Below are 19,526 nucleotides of genomic sequence, written 5' to 3'. Positions count from 1 at the left end.
CGCAGTGGCCGACACGCTCGCCCTGCTCGGGGACGAGACGCTCGCCCTGCTCGGGGACTCGCGTGAAACCCGCGCCGCCGTACTGCTGGCCAGAACACGACTCACGTGGACCTGGCGCTGTTCCAGGATCAGACCGGTGCCGCGCCCAATCGCCGCGAGTAGGAACACCGGAGCGGTGGCGGTGCGAGCGCCGCACAGCGCCTCGCCGTCCACGGCCGCTCTGGGCACTGGCCCTGGACCTGGTCGGCAGGATCGACGACAGCGCTGGGGCGGATCCGTTCGGTGTACCTGGCACACGTGGACGGGAACTTCGCCGCGCGCTTCCCGTTGGCCCGATCGGCCGAGGTTGCCGGCTAATGCCGCCCTGGACCGGCTCGCCGACGTCTCGGGCCTCAGTTGGCCTTCGAGCACCACGTGGACGTGGCGGCGGAGGCCGCGTCGACCCAGCTTGCCGCGCACGCCGCGACCCGACTGATACCGAACGGCTCGCGGCCGGCTTTCGGCGCGAGTGGGTCGCCGGATTCCGTGACGGCTCCGGCCAGATGGTCGGGGGCTGGGTGGCGGTCAGCGCGGCTGACTGATCCGCACTCGGTGCCCCTGATTCGGGGCAGGAAGGGAGCGTTGCCCGATGGCCGCCGCCGGTCCGACCCTTGAGCTCAATGAGAGCTGGTTGCAGGCTTTGGAACGGTTCACCGGGATGAGGGTGTCCCGGGCGGAGCTGCCGTTGTTGCGGGATGACATCGGCACGCTGAAAGCGCTGGAGCATCGGGTGCGTACGGTGCTGGGTCCGTTGCTGGAGCAGACGATCAGGGCGGTCCGGGAGGCGGGGGAGGGTGAGGCCTTCGACCGGTTCGTGGCGCAGACCGTTCCGTTTGTGAAGAAGATGGCCGAGACGGCCGACCTGATGCTCGCCGCGGTCGAGGCGATGGGGGACTTCTTCCTGGAGACGGAGACCGGCAAGCGTACGGCGGTGGCCATGTTCTCCTTCATGCAGGCCGAGTTCGCTGTCGCCGCGGCGATGTGGTTCTGGAATCCGGTGGGGGCGGCGGCGCACATCGCCCAGACGCGGACGATCATCCAGGCGATTCTGCGTTCGGCGTTGGTGCGGTCGGCGGCGAGTGGCACGGCGATGCAGATGTTGTTCATGCCGGGTTCTGCGCTGTTGGCGCAGGTGTCGATGATGACCGATGGTTTGCAGTCGGGGGTGAACTGGTCGACGGTCGGTAAGCAGGCGGCGTTCGCGGGGGCGGTGGCGTTCCTGACCACGGTGGGCGGGCCGGCGTTGGGCAGGGCCGCTGGCGTTGTCGCCGGCGCGGTCGGCAAGCTCGCCGTGTCGGACACCACCAAGCATCTGCTGACCGATGTGCTGTCGCGGCCGGTGACGGAGACCCTCGGGGAGGGGCTGTTCGGTATCGGTGCCAGCTTGATGGTCGAGGGGTACTGGGACCCCAATAATCTTGGTGCGGATCTGCTGTCCGGGGCGATTTCGGGGGCGGGCGGGGCGGCCGCGAGCGGGCTCGGGCTGGCCGTGAGTCGCGCCGTGATGCAGCCCCGGGTGCAGGTGCCTCGCCTCGCGTTCACGTCGGACGGTAAGCCGGTCCTGCCGGTGGGGCCGACACCGGTTGGTGGAGACACCTCCACCGGGTACCAGGCTGGGGTCGACGACCCGAAGGCTGCGGTGACCGGCAGGCAGGCCCCGCCGCCCCCGCCGCTGCCGGCATCGAACCTGCCCACGCCGAACCTGAGCTTGCCCACGCCGAAGCTGGACCTGTCCGTGCCGTCGTGGTCGGTGCCGGACCTGTCCGTGCCGGTCGAGCGGGTTTTCGCCGGGTGGGTCGATGCCCGGCAGGGTGATCCGGCTGTGGCGGCTTTCCTGTCCGAGGTCGGTCTGCCCGGTGCCGCGCTCACCGAGCGGTTCCTGGCGGGTGTTCGGGAGCAGGCGGTGGCCCGGATGGCCGAGGCCCTGGCGTCCTCGGGTGAGCAGATCCCGGCCGAGGTGCGGCCAGAGCAGGTTGTCGCCGCGCTGCCGGCGGAGTTCGACCGGCAGGCGCTGCGCTCGATCACGCAACTGGCCGTCCAACTTCACATCGACCAGTACCTCGCCGTCGACCTACCGACGGGCGTCGGCACGCCGACAGGCGCCAGCACGCCGGGGGGCGTCGGCGTGCCGAGGGGCGCCCGGGCGGCGGTACCGTCCGCCGCTGTGCGCGAGGCGGTCGAGCGCGACCTGCGGATCCAGGTGGACCGAAACGTCGACGCGATCCTCGGTACCTCCGCACTGCCCGCCGTGCTGCCGGCCGTGCTGCCCGCTGTGGTGGCCAGTCCTGACGCCGCGCAGGTGAGCGCCGTGGCGGACGTGGTCCGGCAGGTGGTCACCGACCTGCCCGCTCGTTTCACGGCCGCGGGCATCCCCGGCACCACCGGACATGGCGCGAACTTGTCTACCGCGGACATTCAAGGGAGCGGCCGCACCGGCGCGCAGACCGTGCCGATAACGCCCGAGCAGCACACCGCGGCGGCGAGCGGCCTGACGGAGGCCCAGGTCACCGCGTTGGCCCACCGGTACGGCGTCGATTCGGCCAGCCACGACATTCTCGCCGAATCGCTCCAAGGGGAATGGGTGGACGGATACCACCAGGTGCTCAGCCAGGCCGACGGCAGCACGCCCGGCACGCCCGGCACAGCTGGGACGCCAGGCACGCCGGACGCGGCCAGCGCCCGTGGCACGGTGCCGGCTGGCGCTGCCTCCCGCGCCGATGGCACGCCGATCCGCCACAACGCCAGCGCCAGCGGCCGTGACAGCGCCAGTGACATGTCTGTCTCCAGCGATGACATGTTCAGCAACCTCGGCACCAGCGACACAACGTCGATCAGTGACGTGTCCTTGCCGGACGAGTCGTTCAGCGGCGACCCCGGCACACACCGCGAGCCGGCCGTCGCGGCAACCGGGCCGGCCGTCGGGGCGACGGGGTCCGCGCAACCGGTCACGGCTGCTGACCAGACGGTGGCGCGCCCGGTCAGCAGCGGCGACCGGTTGTGGTGTGTGCCGGCCACTCTCGACGCGTTCAAAGACGTGTATGGGCGGTGGGGCAACCGGGGGGTGTTCGACGACCGGTTCATCGGACCGGACGGCCGATTCGCGGCCAAGGTTGGCTGGCCGCAACTGTTGGAGATTCTCGACGCGGTACCCGAGCGTGTCGCCGCCCACCCCGACTGGGTCGCCGGAGCGGACGTACTGGCCGCGCTGCGGGCGGTGCCGGGGTCGATGGTCGTGGTCAGGGCCGAACCACCGAACGAACCGCAGCACGTGTTCGCCCTTCACAACGAGCCACAAACTTCCGGGCCGCCGAAAATCAAGGTGCGGGACACCTGGAAGCGTGACCCCTTCGACCCGCCCGAGCCGAACGATCCGATACGTGACCCGTGGCTGCGACACCTGTTCATGTCCGGCACCTGGGTGGCCGCGTTCGACGGGGACGGGCAGCCCGCCACCATCACCGACCTCCTACCCGACCACACCACCGGCTACCCGCAACCGATCACCACGACCGGCACCGACACCAGCGCGCTCCTGCTCGCCTCCACCAGCCCGCCACGCGGCCCGTCCCGGGCGATGCAGGCAGACACCACTTCCCCCGACCCGGCCGACCCCCTCAGGCAGCCAGACCCGCAGGAGCAGACCGGCCAGCAGACTCAGGCAGTGGCCTCCGGTGGTGCGCTCGCGGAGCACCACCGGGGGGCCGGCGATCTGGTGCGACAGGATGTGGAGTCACTACTGACCGCTACGCGGCAGATCGAACCGCAGCCTGTTGTTCCGCAGATCAACGAGTCTGCGCAGGCACCAGCACCCGACCCTGCGCACGGCGGCATGACGGAGGCGGTACGGCAATACGGGTCACAGCTGGATGGGATGCAGGGATTCGAGCACGTCACGCGCGTGCCGGAGAGCGTTGTCGAGTGGCTGCGCGAGCAGGTGAAGGCGGCGGCTGGCGCTCGGGGATCGCAAGCCGCCTTCGGCACGCAGCTCGATCGGCGGCTTACCGCGACGTACCTGTCTGCGGAGTGGACGCGGGTGCGTAGCAAATTGGGACTACCGCTGTCGATTCCTGCCGATCGCGGGCAGGCCGTCTGGCTGCGGATGGTGCTGCTCGACGCGGCGGCCGCGGACCCCGGAATCGAGCAACTGCGCGACGGCCCGCCGGTCGCATTCCAGCGCTGGGCGATCGGCGGATGGGAGGTGGCTGAGACCGCGGCCGCCTCCGATCTTCGATCCATGAATCTCCCGTTTTCGTATTCGCACAAATGGCCGATCGAGAACCTCGGTAAGTTGCGGCGGGCGGTGCTGACGGTGCAGCCCACCGTCACATACAACCAGACGTCGACCTCGGTCAGGGTCACTGGCGGGGTGCAGGCGCTGACGATCCTGCGCAGTCGCGAGCGTTCCTGGCCGTACATGTACAAGATGCACTGGCAGATGCGCGTGGGTGACGACGTGAGCCGCCCGTGGACCGACCTCACCCCGCCAACCGAGCGGCTGACGGTGTGGTTCCCGAAGCATGCCGTGGAGATCCCACCCGAGAACACGGAGCAGCCCCGGCCAGCGCGGTTGGACACATTACGCAACGACATGCCCTTGTTCGGGGTGCAGTCGGTGCCGAATGCCGACCGGATCCTCAGCGATGTCATGGCGTCGTTCCGGCCGCAGCTCAAGTCGCTGTCGAAAGCGTCGAGACGTGAGCTGCAGGAGTTCTTCGGCGAATACAGCCTGCGCGCGAATATCCCGTTGATGTCGATGGGAAGCCACCCATCGCCGTTGTTGTTCGCAGAAGACGGTTCGGTAATCGGCTACCTGCGGGTGCGTGTGGGCTTACACGCGCGGGAGGTCACCGGTCCGGCGACGCAGAATGCCGTGCTGGAGTCGCACGTGCTGCGAATTCTGCGCGTCGAGGGTTCCGCCAAGGTCACCAACTCGGTCGGCGTTGGCGGTTCCGTGAGCCTTGGCATGTCAAGTGCGCCCGCCGATTCTGTCGCGGGGGTCGATCCGACCGGCGTAACTGTCCGGGGGCAACTCGGTGCGCGGCATCAGGTATCGCACACACTGGGATCAGGCGGTGGCGCACGCACCTCGCACTCTTTGCGGACGAGCAAGCCGCTGATCCCGCTGGCCGCCGACGTTATTTTCGATGTGGAACTCGTCCGGGCGGACGGTGCTGCGGTCCGCCCCGCGCCGTCGACCCCCTTGGGGTGGTCTGGCGCGCCGCACCGGGCGATTCTGCGCGTGCCGCCGGCGGACACCGTCACGCAGCCAAACACTCCGCGTTACCTGCCGCTTGAGATCGCGCAGCTGCGTTCGCTCGGCGTCTCCACTACGCCGCTGCGGGTCACGGGTGCCGAGCCGCTGTTCGCATCGGTCGAGACTTGGCTCAGGCAGCGGGGCTTCCTGCCGCCGGACAGGGATCCGTCCCTGGCGGACAGACTGACTGACGAGGCGACCCGGATCCAGCGGTTGGAAAATGTTCGCAAGCTTGATTTGGCACGCTCCGGTATGGGGCTGCGTGGCGCTGCGGACGAGATGATCGAGGGCGGTTATCCTATCGTGTTCGAACTGCCGGTCCGCGGTGAAATACGGCGGGTCGAAGTGCGCCTGTCCGCAGAGCGCCGCTTCACCGACGAGCCCGACGGAGGAGTCAGCCACAAGCTGTTCCTGCCCGACGTCCAGACGATGAATTGGACCGGTTCGACTCATCCAGCCATCGAAAAGCGCACCCGGTCTCCGTTCGGCTGGAACGCAGGCATTGCTGGCTCCTACTCCAATCCACTTGGTGTGGCCGATCAAAGCAGGCCGCTGCAGAGTATTTCCAGCGGAATGAACCGCTCCTCTCGCCCTGCCACGACCACGGAAACCAGCATCGGCTTCGGGCAGGAACTGTACGCGCTCAGCCCAAGCGCCGACGGGTCGCACACCTTCGAGGTGCCGGTGACGCTACGGATGGAGATGTCGTGGAGTTACGGCCCCGTGCCCGAGCCGAGCAACGTCGACGGGATGATCGCGTTGGCGGTGCCCACCTACCGCACTCTCCCACAGCCGGTGGAGGTCAGTCCGTACCAGATGCCCGCACCTCGTGCGGTCACCGATCAGGATCGAGCCAGGCTGAACCAACCGGACGGTGATGCGGTCTACCAGAACGGAGTGCTTCGGCTGCCGGAGTCGGCGCATGTGGACCGGGTGGAGGGCAGCCAAACGATCCGCGCGGTGGTCAGCGACCTCATCGGGGCCGTACGCCGCGCCGCCGCGGCCGCGGAACGATCCGCCGCTTCGAGCAACCTCATGCCCGGCACCTCGACGGTAGACGACGCGGTTGTGCCGCCGCAGGTCGCGGATGACATAGAGATGCAGATACAGACTGCGGAGTCGCGGCCGGAATCTGCGGGAACCAACTCGGCTCAAGCGCGCATGCTCCATGGGGAGGCACGGGAGGACTGGACGCCAGCCATGCCTGGCGCTTTCCCTCCTGACGAGGCAACCGGGCCGGTCCAGGTGCGGGGGAACGAGCCGGTCGCCGACGACCAGACGGTCGCGTCTTCGGGCAGTGCAGGTCGTACGGCGTCGTGGTTCGGCGGGATGGTGGTGGGTGGCTGGACGTGGGCGAAGCGGCGGGCGATCGGGGAGTCGTTGAGTCGACCTGAGAGCATGGGCCAGGAGGTGGCGCACGCCGCGGTGTCGCCCCACCATTTGGCGGCCAACGCCCTGCAGGTCTTCGACAACCAGTATGTGTCCGAGAACATCGGCGAGCACGGCATGGTGTGGGGCACCGATGTGTCGGTAACGGTTGAGGGCTACCTCACCGATGTGGAGACCCTGCCACCGCCAGGAACCATGGACATGGAAAACTGGCTGCAGTCCTTTGACGGGTCGTCGCAGACGGCAGAGAGCAGCGTCTTGCGAGAAGTGCCGACGACGTTCACCGGCACCTACGGCAGCGACACGCAATTCGTACCCTCGGGGACCTACACCTACGGCACCCGCGCGGACGCCCAGACGACGTTCAGCGACAACACGATGGCGTTCAGGGTGACGACCGAGAACGATATCTCGGTGTTTCGCTTCAAGGCCAGGGCGATCTACATCGTCACCGTCACGAAAGGCAGCCGCAACGTGGTGGCCGGGACCCTTTCCGGCAGCCCGTTCTTCGAGAAGCAGCTCGCGGTGGAACTGCCCGAGGCCGTGGAGTTCCTCCTCACCGAGAACGACCTGTTCAACTATCCGGAGTTGCGGCAGATCCCAGGGATCCCGCAAGCCGACCCCGCCAGGCCCGCCGAACCCGCCGACCGGATGCTTCCCCACTGGTTCGTTCGCAGCGGCGGGGAGCTTGGCTTCGGCGTGGCCACCGCGGTGATACCCCGGGGTCCGCGTCCGCTCTTCCGCGAAGGCATCCGTGCCTTGGTCGAGGCGCAGGCGCCGGGGGTGACCCGTCCCGGCCATTCGGCCTACCTGCCTGGCGTCTTGTCGCGGATCGCCGACCACAGCTCCCCGCTCGCTCTGCGCTCACTCGTCAGCGCTGGTCCCAAAGGCCGAACGTCCTTCCATTTCGTACATCGGTCGTGGCTCGGACCGCGACTGGTGGAGGTGGAGATCACCGCCCAGCCCGCACAGACTGCCGCCCAGCTCGCGGGGCTGCGCGGCCGGAAAACCTCGACCACCGCAGGCCTGGACGTTGTCCTGGCCCACTCGTCCGGTGAGGGCGGATCCCTGCAGATCGCAGGTGCGAGCAAACAAAGCGTCACCCGAGCCATCAGCAACAAGGTAGCTTTCTCGCCGTTGGTCAAACGGGAAGAACACGAGCCGCAATCGCATCTCGCGATCGCGACACAGCACAGTCGCGCCAACGCCGCAACGTCGCTACGGGAGGACCGCACCTGGCAGCGCACCCTCTCCACCACTCAGTTCGACCGCATCCCCTACACACTCGGCGTGACCGTACGATCGATGCCGTTGAGCGACGCATTCATCGTCGCTGCGGGTAGGGCCGCAGTCAACGGGCTCCTCGCCGTGGGTCGGCTCGTCCGGCTGGCCTGGCAGAACCTGCCGAGGGTGAGCGCGACCAGCGAGTCGCACCTGGCTGTCCCAGCCCTGGTCACGTTGCGTTTCAGCGAGGCAGAGACGCCTCGGGACCCAGTCGCCGAACAGGGGCGCGTCCAGCCGGCGATGTTCACGTCCGACCCGACACTCGTCGTACCCCCCTCCACCGACACGGTCATCGACATGGAGGTCCCGGCGGAAATTCGTGCGCTGGTGGCCGGTGCGCCCTGGCGGCCGAGCCGAGGGTTTTCTGTGTATGACTTCGATGCCGTGGCGCAACTCGCCGAAGCGATCCGGACCGTCGACCCCTCTCTTGCCGGCGACGATCAGTTGCACAATTCCGTTTCTGCGGAAGGAATCTTCCCCCGCCTAGCCCAGCTTGCCCGCTCAGGCAAGGTCACCATCATGGAACCGGCTGCAGTGGGTCGATTGCTCGGCCGCGCCGGCGCACCGGGTACGTCGATCCAGCTTGCGCTGTATGCGTCAGGATCCACGAGCACCAGTCGGAACGTGGCCATCGACAGCGTCTACGCCAACACCGACACCTTCGCCACGACCGTCGCCTCGTCAGTAATCCCGACGCTCGGCTTCAGCCACACCGACCCGCTCGTTCATGACGGCAACAACTACGGCGCACCGATGGTGCCGATCGCAGGGGTTGAGGCGGCGCAGCATCAGAGCGCGGGCGGCTATGGGCAGCGGCGCGAGATCATCCGGTTCGGTACCCCCATCGAATCGGCTGACGGTAACGGCACACCGGGATACCAGCTCACCGCGGTCGCCGTGATCCGGGTCGTCGGTCCCAGGGGAACCCGTTGGGTCGTCGGCAACATCGAGATACGCACCACGGAGGCCCCTGCGGGTGCCGAAAACCTCGTCCGGGCTAGCTAATACGGCAGCCGCCGTTGCTTGGTTGCCGCCGTCAGGTCGCCGCCGCCGACGCGGGCATACCGGCCGGCGAGCACTCCGTAGCCGAGGGCAAGGCCGGCGAAGCCGGTAGCCGACAGAGCAAGCAGCAGTGGTGAGCGCCCGTTGTCCGGGATGATCGGGGCCGCCGCTGCCATGCCCAGCACGTAGGCGAGGTTGAACACGGTGTCGTTCACGGCGAACACCCGCCCTCGGAAGCCGTCGGCGCACTCCTGCTGCACCATCGTGTCCACCACGATCTTGATGCCCTGACCCGCGACGTTGACCACCAGCACGGCCAGCACCAGCAGCAGCGGGTCGAACGCAAGCCCGAACGCCGGCAGCGCCACCGCGACCGCGGCGAGCAGCAGCGTCACCCACCGCCACCCACCGATCCGCCGCGTCATCGGCGGAGTGGCGACGGCGGCGACCAGGACCCCGACCGCGCCCGCGGCGAAGACCAGGCCGAGCTGCGCCGGCACGCCGTCAAGGTCGTCACCGGCGAACTGGTTGCGGTAGAGCAACAGCATCGCCAGGGCGAGCACCCCGAACAGCAGCCGGAAACCCGTCTGCGCCGCCATCGCATATGCGGCCCTGCGCGCCTGCGCCAGGTGTCGTAGGCCTTCGGTCATGCCGTGCACCACCGCCGCCACCTCACCAGCAAGGCCTGATCGGTCCACGGCGGCCCGCTCTGGGCCCAGGTCGTAGCGGGCGAAGGAGAACCGGGCCCCGACGGCGCAGGCCAAGTAACCGACCGGCGTGAGCACGGCGATGCCGGCATAGCCGGTATCGCCGACTGGGAAGGCCGTCTGAAGCAACAGCAGAGCACATCCCAACCCCAGCGAATACGCCACCGAACCCGCCGTGCCCGCGACGGCGTTGGCGGTGACCAGCCGCTCGTCGGACACCACATGCGGAGTCGCGGCCGACAGCCCGGCCAGCAGCAGCCGCCCCAGCCCGATCACCACCAGGGTCGTGACGAACAACAGCAGCCCCTCCGACCCCAGAAAGATCATCGCGGCGATCGGCAGGACGAGACCCGCTCGAGCCAGGTTGGCCAGGACGATCACCGTCCGGCGGCTCGACCGGTCGAGCAGAACACCCGCGAACGGACCCACCAGCGAGTACGGCAGGACCAGCGCCGCTGCGGCGAGGGCGATCGCGGTCGGTGTCGCCTGCCGGTCCGGGTTGAACAGGACACTGCCGGCGAGAGCGGCCTGAAACACCCCGTCGGTGAACTGTCCCCCCAAACGGACGGCCAGCAGCCGGCGCAGCGACGGCACGGCGAGAAGCGCACGGAGGTTATGCGGTCGGCGAGAAGCCATGATCGACCACCCTACGACGGCTGACCAGCCTGTGCAGGGCCGACGTGGAGGTCCGCTGGTGCGTCTCCACGAACGTTGCCGGTGTTGCGGCAAGGCCCAGGGCGGTGGTCCAGCACGCCTCAACGCCGCCGGTCGTGATCCGGAGCCGGCGCGGCGGACGTCGACAGCGCACTAGCATCGATGTGGCGCCGGCGGGCAGTGCCCGACCGGAACAAGGAGCCAGTGGGCGGGGCGAGACGGATATCACTCCAGCGGTGGGCCGGTGTACCACGGCGGGTTCGGGTCAGCAGGAGATGCCCTGCGTGCGGAACGCCCTGTGGTGGCCAAGGACCGGGTGCCGGTCGAGCGGGTGCACCTGTCCAAAACGAGGTGGTCGAGGAGTAGCCGATCGACGAGCGGGTCCGCCACGAGGAGGTCGAGGCGAACATCCCCGAGTCCAGCCGACGACGCCGATGACGGAGGTATCGCCCGCAACGCTCACGGGCGGGCAGGTCACAACCAGCCCGCCCGTGCCCTGCTACCGGCGGGTCCAGGCGCCGCCGCGTCGCGTGGGACGCACGATGTCGTCGCACGTTGGCCCGTACGACGACACACGAACGGGGTATGCGTCCCCCATGGCCGTATTTTCCCTAATCGCATGGCGCAGGATAGGTAAATCCAAATCGAGTACGGGAGGAGCAGGTGGGACATGAGGCGTAGGCGAAGCAGGAAAGGGCCGATGCTGCAAGCGGCGGCAATGGTCCTGACAGCGGCGGCTGCGGTGGCCATTGTGCGTGCCGGCCGGCGACGCCCTCAAGGTGCCGCGACGCCGGACCACCTCTCCGCTCCGGACAGCGGATCCTCTGTCGTCGGCGGGGTGGAAGCGCCACTGGGCGCCACCGCGGCTGGCGCGACCAATGACCTTGTCTCTACGGCGGCAGCAGCTCGCTGACCTGTGCTCTGCAAGACAGGTGCGGGGCGTACGGCACCCCGCGGCTGACCGGCGCATCTCCGCTGGGCTTCCATCCCCCTGAATAGAAGGTGACGGCACATGAGCGGCGCTCCCGGTGACGACCGGAAGGCCCAGGAGCCTACGGTGGCGCAGCTGATTGAGCGTGCCACCGACCAGATCCGCCAGTTGGTGCGCGACGAGTTGGCGTTGGCCCGCGCGGAGTTGACCGGCAAGGGCAAGAGCGCTGGCTTCGCTGCCGCCATGTTCGGCGGCGCGGGCGGGGTGGCGCTGTACGGCGGGGGTGCCCTTGTCGCCGCGTTCATCCTGCTAGTGGCCACGGTGATGTGGGCGTGGTTGGCCGCGCTGGTCGTGGCGGTGGTCCTGTTTGCGGTGGCTGGGCTGCTCGCGTTGTCCGGGAAGAAGCAGACCGAACGGGCGATGCCGCTCGCGCCGCAGTCGACGTTGGGCAGCGTGCGTAAGGACGTCGAGTCGGTGCAGCAGGCCGCCAAGGAGGGTAGACGGCGATGACAGCGAGCGACGCCAGCGACCCGGGTCACACCGGCGCGGACATCCAGCGGACCCGAGCTGAACTGGCCGACACGGTACACGCGCTGGCAGCCAAAACGGACGTGAAGGCGCGCGGCCTGGACAGCGCCCGCAGATCAAAGGCCGTGCTCGGCAACAGTTGGTCGGTGCGGCCCAGGCGATGCGCGGCAAGAGCGCAGCCGTGCTCCGGACAGCACGCCAACGGGCGGACAGAGCAGGACTGACTGAGGCTATGTCCAGCTTGCAACAGCGCGGCAATACGCAGCGCCAGCACGCGAAGCGGACGACGGAGAAGCTTCGTGGCAGCGGCGGAGCCGCAGCGAAGCAGGCAGGCACCACCGCTGTCCGTACGATCCGCGATGTGACCGCAACAGTTCGGTCCGCAGCGCGCCGCCATCCCGGTGTCCTCGCCGCCGCCGCCATGGCCGGCATCGGCGTCGTCACCGCGGTGCGGCAGACCCAACTGGTCAGACGCCCTCGTCGTTGACCCTGATGGGTCGTGCTCCTTGTCGAGGCGGCCCCCCGCCACGACGCGCGTCGCCGTCGCGCTTCATCCGTCCATGCCTGTGTCAGATCGTGCCGGGTGACCGGGGTCGCCGAAAGATGGTCGCCTGTCACCTGTTCGTGGGATGGGTCGGGTGGACTTTCGGCTGGTGGTGAGTAAGGTCAGGTAGCTGTCCGCACCTGTGACCTGCAAGGAGGCCTGCGACCGTGGCCGAGAGACCGACTGCTCGTGCCGCAGGCGGGACTGCCCACGATCACGACGATCCGGCGAGTGTCACCGACAGTTGGATCGAGTCGTACCCTCCGGCGGACGCGCGTCAGGGACACGAAGCACGACACGCACTGCACTCGGCACACCCCCAGGACGTGGATGCGTAGGACAACGGTATGGTTATCGGTACTCTATCTGTTTACTGCTTCCACCCTCGCGGCTTGCGGAGCAGGAGACCGGAAGGCGCTCACCGGCCTTGAGCGGTGCTCGTCGAGTGTCAACGTCGAGGGTTGCCGCAAGGTTGACTCGTATTCAGAAAGGGCTTCCTGGAACGTTGCGTACGTGGGAAACCCGAACGGCGATCCACTAAAGCTCCTGTCCGGGGATCTCGTCGATGCGGCCGCTATAGACGAGGTGCCTGATGGACCTCTCGTGTTAATCGGCAAGGGCGGGGTCGCTCGAGCCGGCAGCAAATGCGGGTTTTACGTCGAGCGCTGGAATGTGCGGAACCCTCCCACTGTTGTGAGTGTTGATCGAGCGACGTCGGATAATATCGCAAACGGCACCGAAAGGCTTTTTCTTCTCTCCTTTATATCTTCCGAATAGCCTACGGACAAAAGATTGGGGTTCCTTCGGGCAAGATCACGATAGGTCTGACCTGCGGAAACGCGGGTCAGGCCTCTTCTTTCGGCTTCCTCGGCCTCGAAGACTAGGAATATGCGCTGCTGAGGAGCTGCTGCGCCCGGCCACCGCGCCGGGCGAGGATCGCAACTTCGGCAACGCGGATTCGGATACAGAAGTGGAGGGGTGGGCTGCGCCCGGCCACCGCGCGGGGCGAGGATCGCAACCCGGGCCCCAGACCTGCACCGACGATCACCTGGGCCCGGCCGTCAACTTTCCTACCTGCCCGACCGCAGCTCCCGCCGCTTGATGAGCAAGGCGGTCGCGAAGGCGTGCGCCGAGTCGATCGCGCAGCAGAACAGCAGCCATCCCGTGAGCGTCGTGTGGCACGGCGGCGAACCCACCGCCACGCCCTGGACATGTTCCGGGACCTGCTGACCCCGTTCGAGGAGCTGCGGCGCTCGGGGTCGCCATGTCGGTGAGGATCTGGCGGGAGTCCGTGTGGTCGAAGGTGAACGGCAGGGCGAACGCGACCTCGGTGACTACGCGAACGCGGGGTGCGGGTAGCGGGCCCGTTGAGTCGGCGTGGCCGTGTCGGTGGGGATGACGACCAGCCCCTGGGAGACGCGGGCCCGGCTGCCGTCCGGATGGTGGGCGCGAAACGCCTGGATGTGGGAGAGCTGGATCTCGGCGAAGTCCGCGGACTCCTCGGCGCCGGCTGGTGGGCGGCAGCCGGCACCGGCACGAACGGGCAGGCCGCCGCCGCGAACCAGGCCAGCATCGTTCGGAGCACCAGCCCCGGCGGCAACGGTGTCGTGCTCTTCGGTACCGATCCGACGTTCCGGCTGCACCCCAAGGGCCTGCAGCCGCAGTTGGGCCGAGCGCTGCTCTGGGCCGCACGGCCCTGACAATACCGACGCCATGAGTTGATCCCGCAACGGTGAGGGCCCGGACCGGCAGCCGCCAGTCCGGGCCCTCACCAGGCGCCACGTCACCCAGGTGCCGGTGCGCGATCAGATCGCCGGCCGGCTCCCGGTCACCGTACCGCTGGCGCTGACCGCAGCCAATCTGCCACTTCCGAAGCCGCAAGTTGTGTCGCCGCCCGGCTGGTAGGTCGAGGACGCCGCGGGGGTCGCCGCAGGGGCCGACCGGGTCGGACGTGGTCAGCGCACCCCGGCTCGGCCGATGATTCGGTCGACCAGTTCCGGCATCCACTCGACGTACTCGATCTCTGCCCCACCGGCGTGCCGGACGTACACGTAGCGGCCGGTCGGGCTGGTCGCCTCCGGGGTGGTGACCTCGCCGCCCTCGGCCGTCACCTCGTCCACGACCGCGTCCAGGTCGTCGACGATCACGGTGGCGGAGGCGTGTCCGTAGCGGGCCCGTTCCTCGGCCGGGCCCGCGATCACCAGGAAGTCGCCGATTGCGGCCAGCTCGATCGCGCCGAACGCGAACCGCAGGTCCGGCTCCGCGTCGACCAGGGTCCGCAGCAACGGCAGCGAGGCGTCCAGGTCGTCCGCCCAGAGCCGGGCATACGTCTTGAGGATGGTCATGTCCACTCCTGTCTGTCCGGGTTGCCGACCAGACCGTAGGACAATGGCTGTGAGCAGGGTAAGTACGCACTTTTTGGTAAGAGACGCACCCGAAGTGAGGAATGGCGAGTGGACGAGGCGACCCCGGGCACGCCGACGGCGTCCGACGTGGCGCGGGTACATGCCGTGGCCCGCGAGGTGTTCGACGTGGTGGGCACCAAGTGGGCGCTGCCGGTGATCGAGGCCATCGGCACCGACTCGCGCCGCTTCGGCGAACTGCACCGGCAGGTCGCGGGCATCAGCCACCGGGTGCTCACCGTGACCCTGCGGCAGTTGGAGCGCAACGGGGTGGTCGACCGTATGGTTCATCCCACCGTGCCGCCCCGTACCGAGTACCGGCTTACCCTCGCCGGTCGAGATCTGCACGGCACGATCAACGGCTTCTGCCACTGGAGCCGCCGCCACCTGGACGAGGTCCTCGCCGCACGCCGCCGGTTCGAGCGGTCATGACGACCGGTCAGGCGGAAACGGCCCGCGGCCGAGGCCGGAGAGTACGTCGGCCGGCGTACTGCGGGTGTCGTTGCGTGACTGACGACGGCAGCCGTAGCGGCGCCCCCCGATGCCGGGCGAGATTGTGATATTGATGGATGTCGCGGGGTGGGTGGTCATGAACCGCGATCTGACCAAGCTGACGAGGCCCCTGCTCAACTGGGCCGGTACCTCGCGGGCGACCATCAACGGGGGTCGGGGGAGTTGCCGGAAGCCCGCGAAGTTCAGCAGTTCATGAAGCGGGGTAGGCGTCGGCGTCAAAGCGGCGATGGCACCAACAACGCGGACGGCTAAGATTGCCGGCGTGGTGCCTCCGCCCGTGCGTGCCGCGAACCACTGACTTGTCTTTGGTGAGTTGGCCTCGCTCGATGAGGGCAGTTTGGCGGAGTTGCTGACAGACAGGGGAGTGGCTCTCCATCGCGCCGCAGCGCCGCCGGCAGCATGGCAGGTGAAGATTCCTGGCTGGGCGACAACAACACCAGAGCGCATCCCTCCGTGGATCGGTTGGTGGCGCTTCACCGAATAGCATTGCGCCGAGGGGCGCACCTCGCACAGGTTCTGCTCGCCGGAATCCTCATCCTCCTGGCCAGCTTGAAAAATGCGCTGGGCGTTGGAGAAGCGGATGAAATCTATCGCCTTGGTAGCTGCAACAGGTGCCCATGGCCGGCTTACACCTGTAGCGCTTACGCTCTGTATTGAGCTATCCTTAATCGCATGAGCACCCATTTTTATGCCTGGGTGCTACGCGTGGGGGTCCCCCCTCGGACACCAGTACGTGTGGATATCCACGCGAGATCAACTCCCCTCGCGTGGGGACGCGAACCGGCACGTCGCAGCTTGTGCACCCGGACGCCGGGAGTGGCTTCTACCTGCGCTGACACCGCTGCGTCCGCCCTGGCGGGGGCCTAGGCGAGTTCCGGGCGGCCGCGTCCCCGCCAGCCCGACGAGCAGCTCGTCGAGGCCCTCGTGCCAACCCCGCTGCCCGTCGCGGTACCGGGGCCGGCACTGCTGCCGACATTGCCCGCGCCCGCCGCCCTCGGTGGCGATGGCCGCCTGCTGTTCGACGTGGCGCGCCCCGACGCCGCTGGCCGCGTTGCACTCGTGCATTGCTGCGGGCCTTGGGCTGGACACCGGGCCTCACGCTGCACGTCGACGTCGTGAACGGCGCAATCCTGATCACCCCGGCCGCCGATGGCGCGCACGCCGTGGGAACCCGCGAGGAACTGCCCCTACCGGCCGCCGCCCGACACTTGTGCGGCATCGCCACCGGCGAACCCGTGCTCCTAGCCGCCCTGCCACGCCAGAACCGCATTGTCGTGCACCCCTTAAACACCATCACGGCGGTCCTGGCCGACTTGCACGCCCGCATCCTCGGAGAGCCCTCATGACCATGGATCCCGATCGTGCCGCCACCGCCCGAGCGCTGCTCGAGCACCTCGGCCTCACCGCCGCCGACCTCACCGGCACCAGCCCGCCTACCGTGCCGACCGTCGCCGACTACCTTCCTGCTGTCGTCGCTGCGGCGAGCCCGGGCACACGACGCACCTACGGCAGTTCCTGGCGACGAATGGCCGCCGCCCTCGGCGATCGGCGCATCGACGCGGTGCGCGCCAGCGACCTCGAAGCCCTCATGCGACAGGCCGCCGCCGGTGCCCGCCCTCGCCGCAACTCCCGAAACGGCCGGCACGCCGGCGAGCATCTCATCGCCGCCGCCCGCGCCTTCTACAACCGCGCCATCGCCGACGGCTACCTCACCACTGTCGGGGTACTCGTTGGAGTGCAGAGGTGAGTACGGCTGATCTTGCAGAGGTCAGGTGTCGCGGTGGGGCGCCTTGTTCGTCACGGTGGGTTGCGTCTTGCAGGCGCAGGCGGGTGAGGCCGAGCATGTCGATCAGCCATCCGGGTCCGCCGGTGATGCCGCGGGCGCGTAGGAGGGTGTCGACCTCGTGGTGGGTCGCCGGAGTGGTGCGGGCGAGGAAGTCCTCGCAGATCTGGAGCAGGAGTTGCAGCAGGTCGCCGCGGTTGGTGTCGCTGGTGGCTGCGGGGTCGTCCGGGGTGGGCATCAGGCGACGTTCTCGATGGCGGTGAGGCGGTTCTTGAGTCGGTAGCTGGGGCCGTTGATGGGGACGACGTCGCAGTGGTGCAGGAGCCGGTCGAGGATGGCGGTGGCCAGGACCTCGTCGCCGAAGACTTGGCCCCATTCGCCGAAGCCTTTGTTCGAGGTCAGCAGGGTGGAGCCCTTCTCGTAGCGTTTCGAGATCACTTGGAAGACGAGGTTGGCCTCGGGTCGTTCGAGGGGTTGGTAGCCCACTTCGTCGATGACCAGGACGGTGGGGCGTAGGTAGGTTTGCAGCTTGCGGGCCAGGCGGCCGATCGCGTCGGCGGCGGTGAGGTGGCGGACCATGTCGTCGAGGGTGGTGAAGTAGACGGTGAATCCGGCTCGGCAGGCGGCGACCGCGAGGGACACGGCGATGTGGGTCTTGCCGACGCCGGGTGGGCCGAGGAGAGCGACGTTGGCCTTGGCCTGCACGAATGCGAGGGTCGCGAGGTCACGGACCTTGCGGGGGTCCAGGTCGGGTTGGAAGCTGAAGTCGTAGTCGTCGAGGGTCTTGTGGTGCGGCAGCTTCGACAGGCGTAGCCCGGCGCGGAAGCGGCGTTCGTCGCGGACGGCGAGTTCCTCTTCCAGGACGAGGTCGAGGAACTCCAGGTAGCCCATGGCTTCGGTGTCGGCCCGGCCGGTGAGTTCCCGCAGCGTCTTGGCCAGGTGAGGCAGGCCGAGTTTGGTGGCGCTGGCGTGGATGCGGTTGGTGACCAGCTCACTCACTTCGAGACGTCCTTCAGGTGTGGGCGGTTGGTGAACGGGCTGGCCGCAGCGATCTGCTCATAGACCGACAGCGGCCGGGCCTCGACGGCGATCTGGGCGGCGGCGGCCCGGTTGAGCAGGGCTTGCAGCGGCCCCTGGCCGCCGTCGTGACGGGCCGGTCGGCGTGCGGTCGACTGCCCGCTGTCGGGGTCGCCGATGGTGACGGCCCGGGTGTGTCCGTCGGGCAGACCGTCCCAGTGGCTCTCGTCGACCACGCGGGCGCCGCGGCCCACGGCCCGCTGGTGCGTGGCCAGCAGCGTGGTGCCGTCCAGACCGGGCACGATGGCGTGAATAGTGATCGTGGCGGCGGTCGCCCGAATCTCCACGAGTTGGCGGTGGCGGACCCGTCGGGCCGGCACGGAGTAGAGGTTGCCGGCGTAGGCGACCAGGCAGTCCTTGCCGACGTGCCGCAGATGCCGGTCGGCGACCACATACGGCCGGGCGGGGATCGGTCGCAGCGCGGCGTGGTCGCGGACCGCCCGCACGCCGATGATCTCGCCGTGGGTGCGATGCCTTACGGCCCGCCGCTGTGGCACCCAGGCCATGAACGTGGCGTCGAGTTCGGCCAGCGACGAGAAGGCCCGCCCGGCCAGGACATGATCGCGGATGATGGTGACCTGCCGTTCGACCCGCCCTTTGCCGGTCGGCCGATAGGCGGCCAGCACATCGATGTCGAAGTCGTAGTGCCCGGCGAACGCGACCGCTTCCGGGTGCAGCGGCACCGCCTGGCCCGGGGCGACATGCCGGCGGACCACGGTCTTGGTCCGGTCGTAGACGATCGCCCCGGGAACCCCGCCGAAGTGCGCGAACGCCCGCCGGTGACACTCCCAGAACGCGGCCAGGTCCCGGCTGGTGGTGAAACAGCAGAACGGGTCCCGCGAGTACGACAGCACCATGTGAAACGAGTACACCTTCGGGATCCCGACATGGGCCAGGATGCCGCCTTCGTCGCCCCAGTCCACCTGCGCCTGGGCGCCCGGAACGACCTCGAACCGGCGGTGCAGCCCGGCCAGCTGATCCGGACTGATCCCCAACTCCGCAGCGATCCGCGGCCGGGCCTGCTGCAGATACAGCTTCACCCGCTGATAGTTGCCGGTGAACCCGTACTGCTCGACAAGGCGTTCATGGATCACCGTGCCCTTGAGCAGCAACTCCGCCCGCAGCCACGCATCGACCACGTGCGCGAACACGTCGATCAACTGCCCCCGAGCCGGCCGCGCCCGAACCGGCGGCACCACCTCGCCGCTACCAGCAGCCAGGTACTTCTTCACCGTCCGCCAGTTCAGGCCCGTCTCACGAGCGATCTCCGAGACACTCGCACCAGCCTCGTGCAACGCCCGGAACCGGCGCACATCCAGCCACCGCTGCTCATCCATCGCTCCCATCGCCAGCCGCCCCACGTCTGCCCGATCACGACCCGAGCAGCCTCACCCTCAGTCACCCGCTGACGACGGACAA

At 68.5% G+C, this 19,526-nt stretch carries 13 protein-coding genes and 1 pseudogene; 9 read left to right on the top strand and 5 right to left on the bottom strand.

Annotated features, from left to right (window positions below):
* Positions 1-628: 628 nt before the first annotated feature.
* The gene (locus tag JD77_RS01530; protein WP_145772704.1) at positions 629-8,971 is read left to right on the top strand and encodes a hypothetical protein; all 8,343 of its coding nucleotides are present in this window, start codon (positions 629-631) and stop codon (positions 8,969-8,971) included.
* Here the strand turns inward: JD77_RS01530 and JD77_RS01525 are convergent.
* Positions 8,968-10,311 (bottom strand): MFS transporter, encoded by a 1,344-nt coding sequence (locus JD77_RS01525; protein ID WP_145772703.1) that lies wholly within the window; start codon positions 10,309-10,311, stop codon positions 8,968-8,970. The genes JD77_RS01530 and JD77_RS01525 overlap by 4 nt on opposite strands.
* 1,030 nt (positions 10,312-11,341) lie before the next feature.
* Between JD77_RS01525 and JD77_RS01520 the strand changes: the two genes are divergently transcribed.
* The 5 genes and pseudogenes from JD77_RS01520 to JD77_RS01495 all read left to right on the top strand — a co-directional run bounded on the left by JD77_RS01520 (position 11,342) and on the right by JD77_RS01495 (position 14,032).
* Positions 11,342-11,770, top strand: coding sequence for a phage holin family protein (locus JD77_RS01520; protein WP_145772702.1), 429 nt, complete (start codon positions 11,342-11,344; stop codon positions 11,768-11,770).
* Positions 11,767-12,012, top strand: coding sequence for a DUF3618 domain-containing protein (locus JD77_RS01515; RefSeq protein ID WP_145772701.1), 246 nt, complete (start codon positions 11,767-11,769; stop codon positions 12,010-12,012). The genes JD77_RS01520 and JD77_RS01515 overlap by 4 nt, the downstream gene beginning before the upstream one ends.
* 8 nt (positions 12,013-12,020) lie before the next feature.
* Positions 12,021-12,275 carry a hypothetical protein gene (locus tag JD77_RS01510; protein ID WP_145772700.1) on the top strand — a complete coding sequence of 85 codons (255 nt, stop codon included), beginning with the start codon at positions 12,021-12,023 and terminating at the stop codon, positions 12,273-12,275.
* A 1,128-nt stretch (positions 12,276-13,403) separates the two neighbouring features.
* Positions 13,404-13,591 (top strand): annotated as a pseudogene (locus JD77_RS33225) (cyclophane-forming radical SAM peptide maturase AmcB); the annotation flags it as partial.
* A 183-nt stretch (positions 13,592-13,774) separates the two neighbouring features.
* Positions 13,775-14,032 carry a hypothetical protein gene (locus JD77_RS01495; RefSeq protein WP_246140488.1) on the top strand — a complete coding sequence of 86 codons (258 nt, stop codon included), beginning with the start codon at positions 13,775-13,777 and terminating at the stop codon, positions 14,030-14,032.
* Between the two features lie 255 nt (positions 14,033-14,287).
* On the opposite strand, the gene JD77_RS01490 is transcribed toward JD77_RS01495, so the two are convergent.
* Positions 14,288-14,677: a VOC family protein gene (locus tag JD77_RS01490; protein ID WP_145772699.1), complete on the bottom strand. Its 390-nt coding sequence runs from the start codon at positions 14,675-14,677 to the stop codon at positions 14,288-14,290.
* 108 nt (positions 14,678-14,785) lie between these two features.
* On the opposite strand from JD77_RS01490, the gene JD77_RS01485 reads away from it, so the two are divergent.
* From JD77_RS01485 to JD77_RS01475, 3 genes are all read left to right on the top strand, one after another.
* Positions 14,786-15,166 carry a winged helix-turn-helix transcriptional regulator gene (locus tag JD77_RS01485; RefSeq protein ID WP_145772698.1) on the top strand — a complete coding sequence of 127 codons (381 nt, stop codon included), beginning with the start codon at positions 14,786-14,788 and terminating at the stop codon, positions 15,164-15,166.
* A 1,145-nt stretch (positions 15,167-16,311) separates the two neighbouring features.
* Positions 16,312-16,593 carry a hypothetical protein gene (locus tag JD77_RS01480; RefSeq protein WP_145772697.1) on the top strand — a complete coding sequence of 94 codons (282 nt, stop codon included), beginning with the start codon at positions 16,312-16,314 and terminating at the stop codon, positions 16,591-16,593.
* Positions 16,590-16,994: an integrase gene (locus JD77_RS01475; protein ID WP_145772696.1), complete on the top strand. Its 405-nt coding sequence runs from the start codon at positions 16,590-16,592 to the stop codon at positions 16,992-16,994. Before JD77_RS01480 ends, JD77_RS01475 begins: the two co-directional genes overlap by 4 nt.
* Here JD77_RS01475 and JD77_RS01470 read toward each other — a convergent pair.
* From JD77_RS01470 to istA, 3 genes are read right to left on the bottom strand one after another with little or no spacing between them, the layout of a single operon-like run.
* On the bottom strand, positions 16,957-17,268 hold the full coding sequence (locus JD77_RS01470) for a hypothetical protein (RefSeq protein WP_246140487.1): 312 nt from the start codon (positions 17,266-17,268) through the stop codon (positions 16,957-16,959). The two genes, JD77_RS01475 and JD77_RS01470, sit on opposite strands and share 38 nt — an antisense overlap.
* Complete coding sequence (gene istB / locus JD77_RS01465) at positions 17,268-18,029, bottom strand: IS21-like element helper ATPase IstB (protein ID WP_013289162.1); 762 nt, start codon at positions 18,027-18,029, stop codon at positions 17,268-17,270. The genes JD77_RS01470 and istB overlap by 1 nt, the downstream gene beginning before the upstream one ends.
* Positions 18,026-19,444 (bottom strand): IS21 family transposase, encoded by a 1,419-nt coding sequence (gene istA, locus JD77_RS01460; protein WP_145772695.1) that lies wholly within the window; start codon positions 19,442-19,444, stop codon positions 18,026-18,028. The genes istB and istA overlap by 4 nt, the downstream gene beginning before the upstream one ends.
* Positions 19,445-19,526: the final 82 nt, after the last annotated feature.

Origin of the sequence: Micromonospora olivasterospora (assembly GCF_007830265.1) — a bacterium.
Taxonomy (GTDB): domain Bacteria; phylum Actinomycetota; class Actinomycetes; order Mycobacteriales; family Micromonosporaceae; genus Micromonospora; species Micromonospora olivasterospora.
Note: the sequence above shows the minus strand (reverse complement) of the source record. Positions and strands in the feature narration are given on the sequence as shown.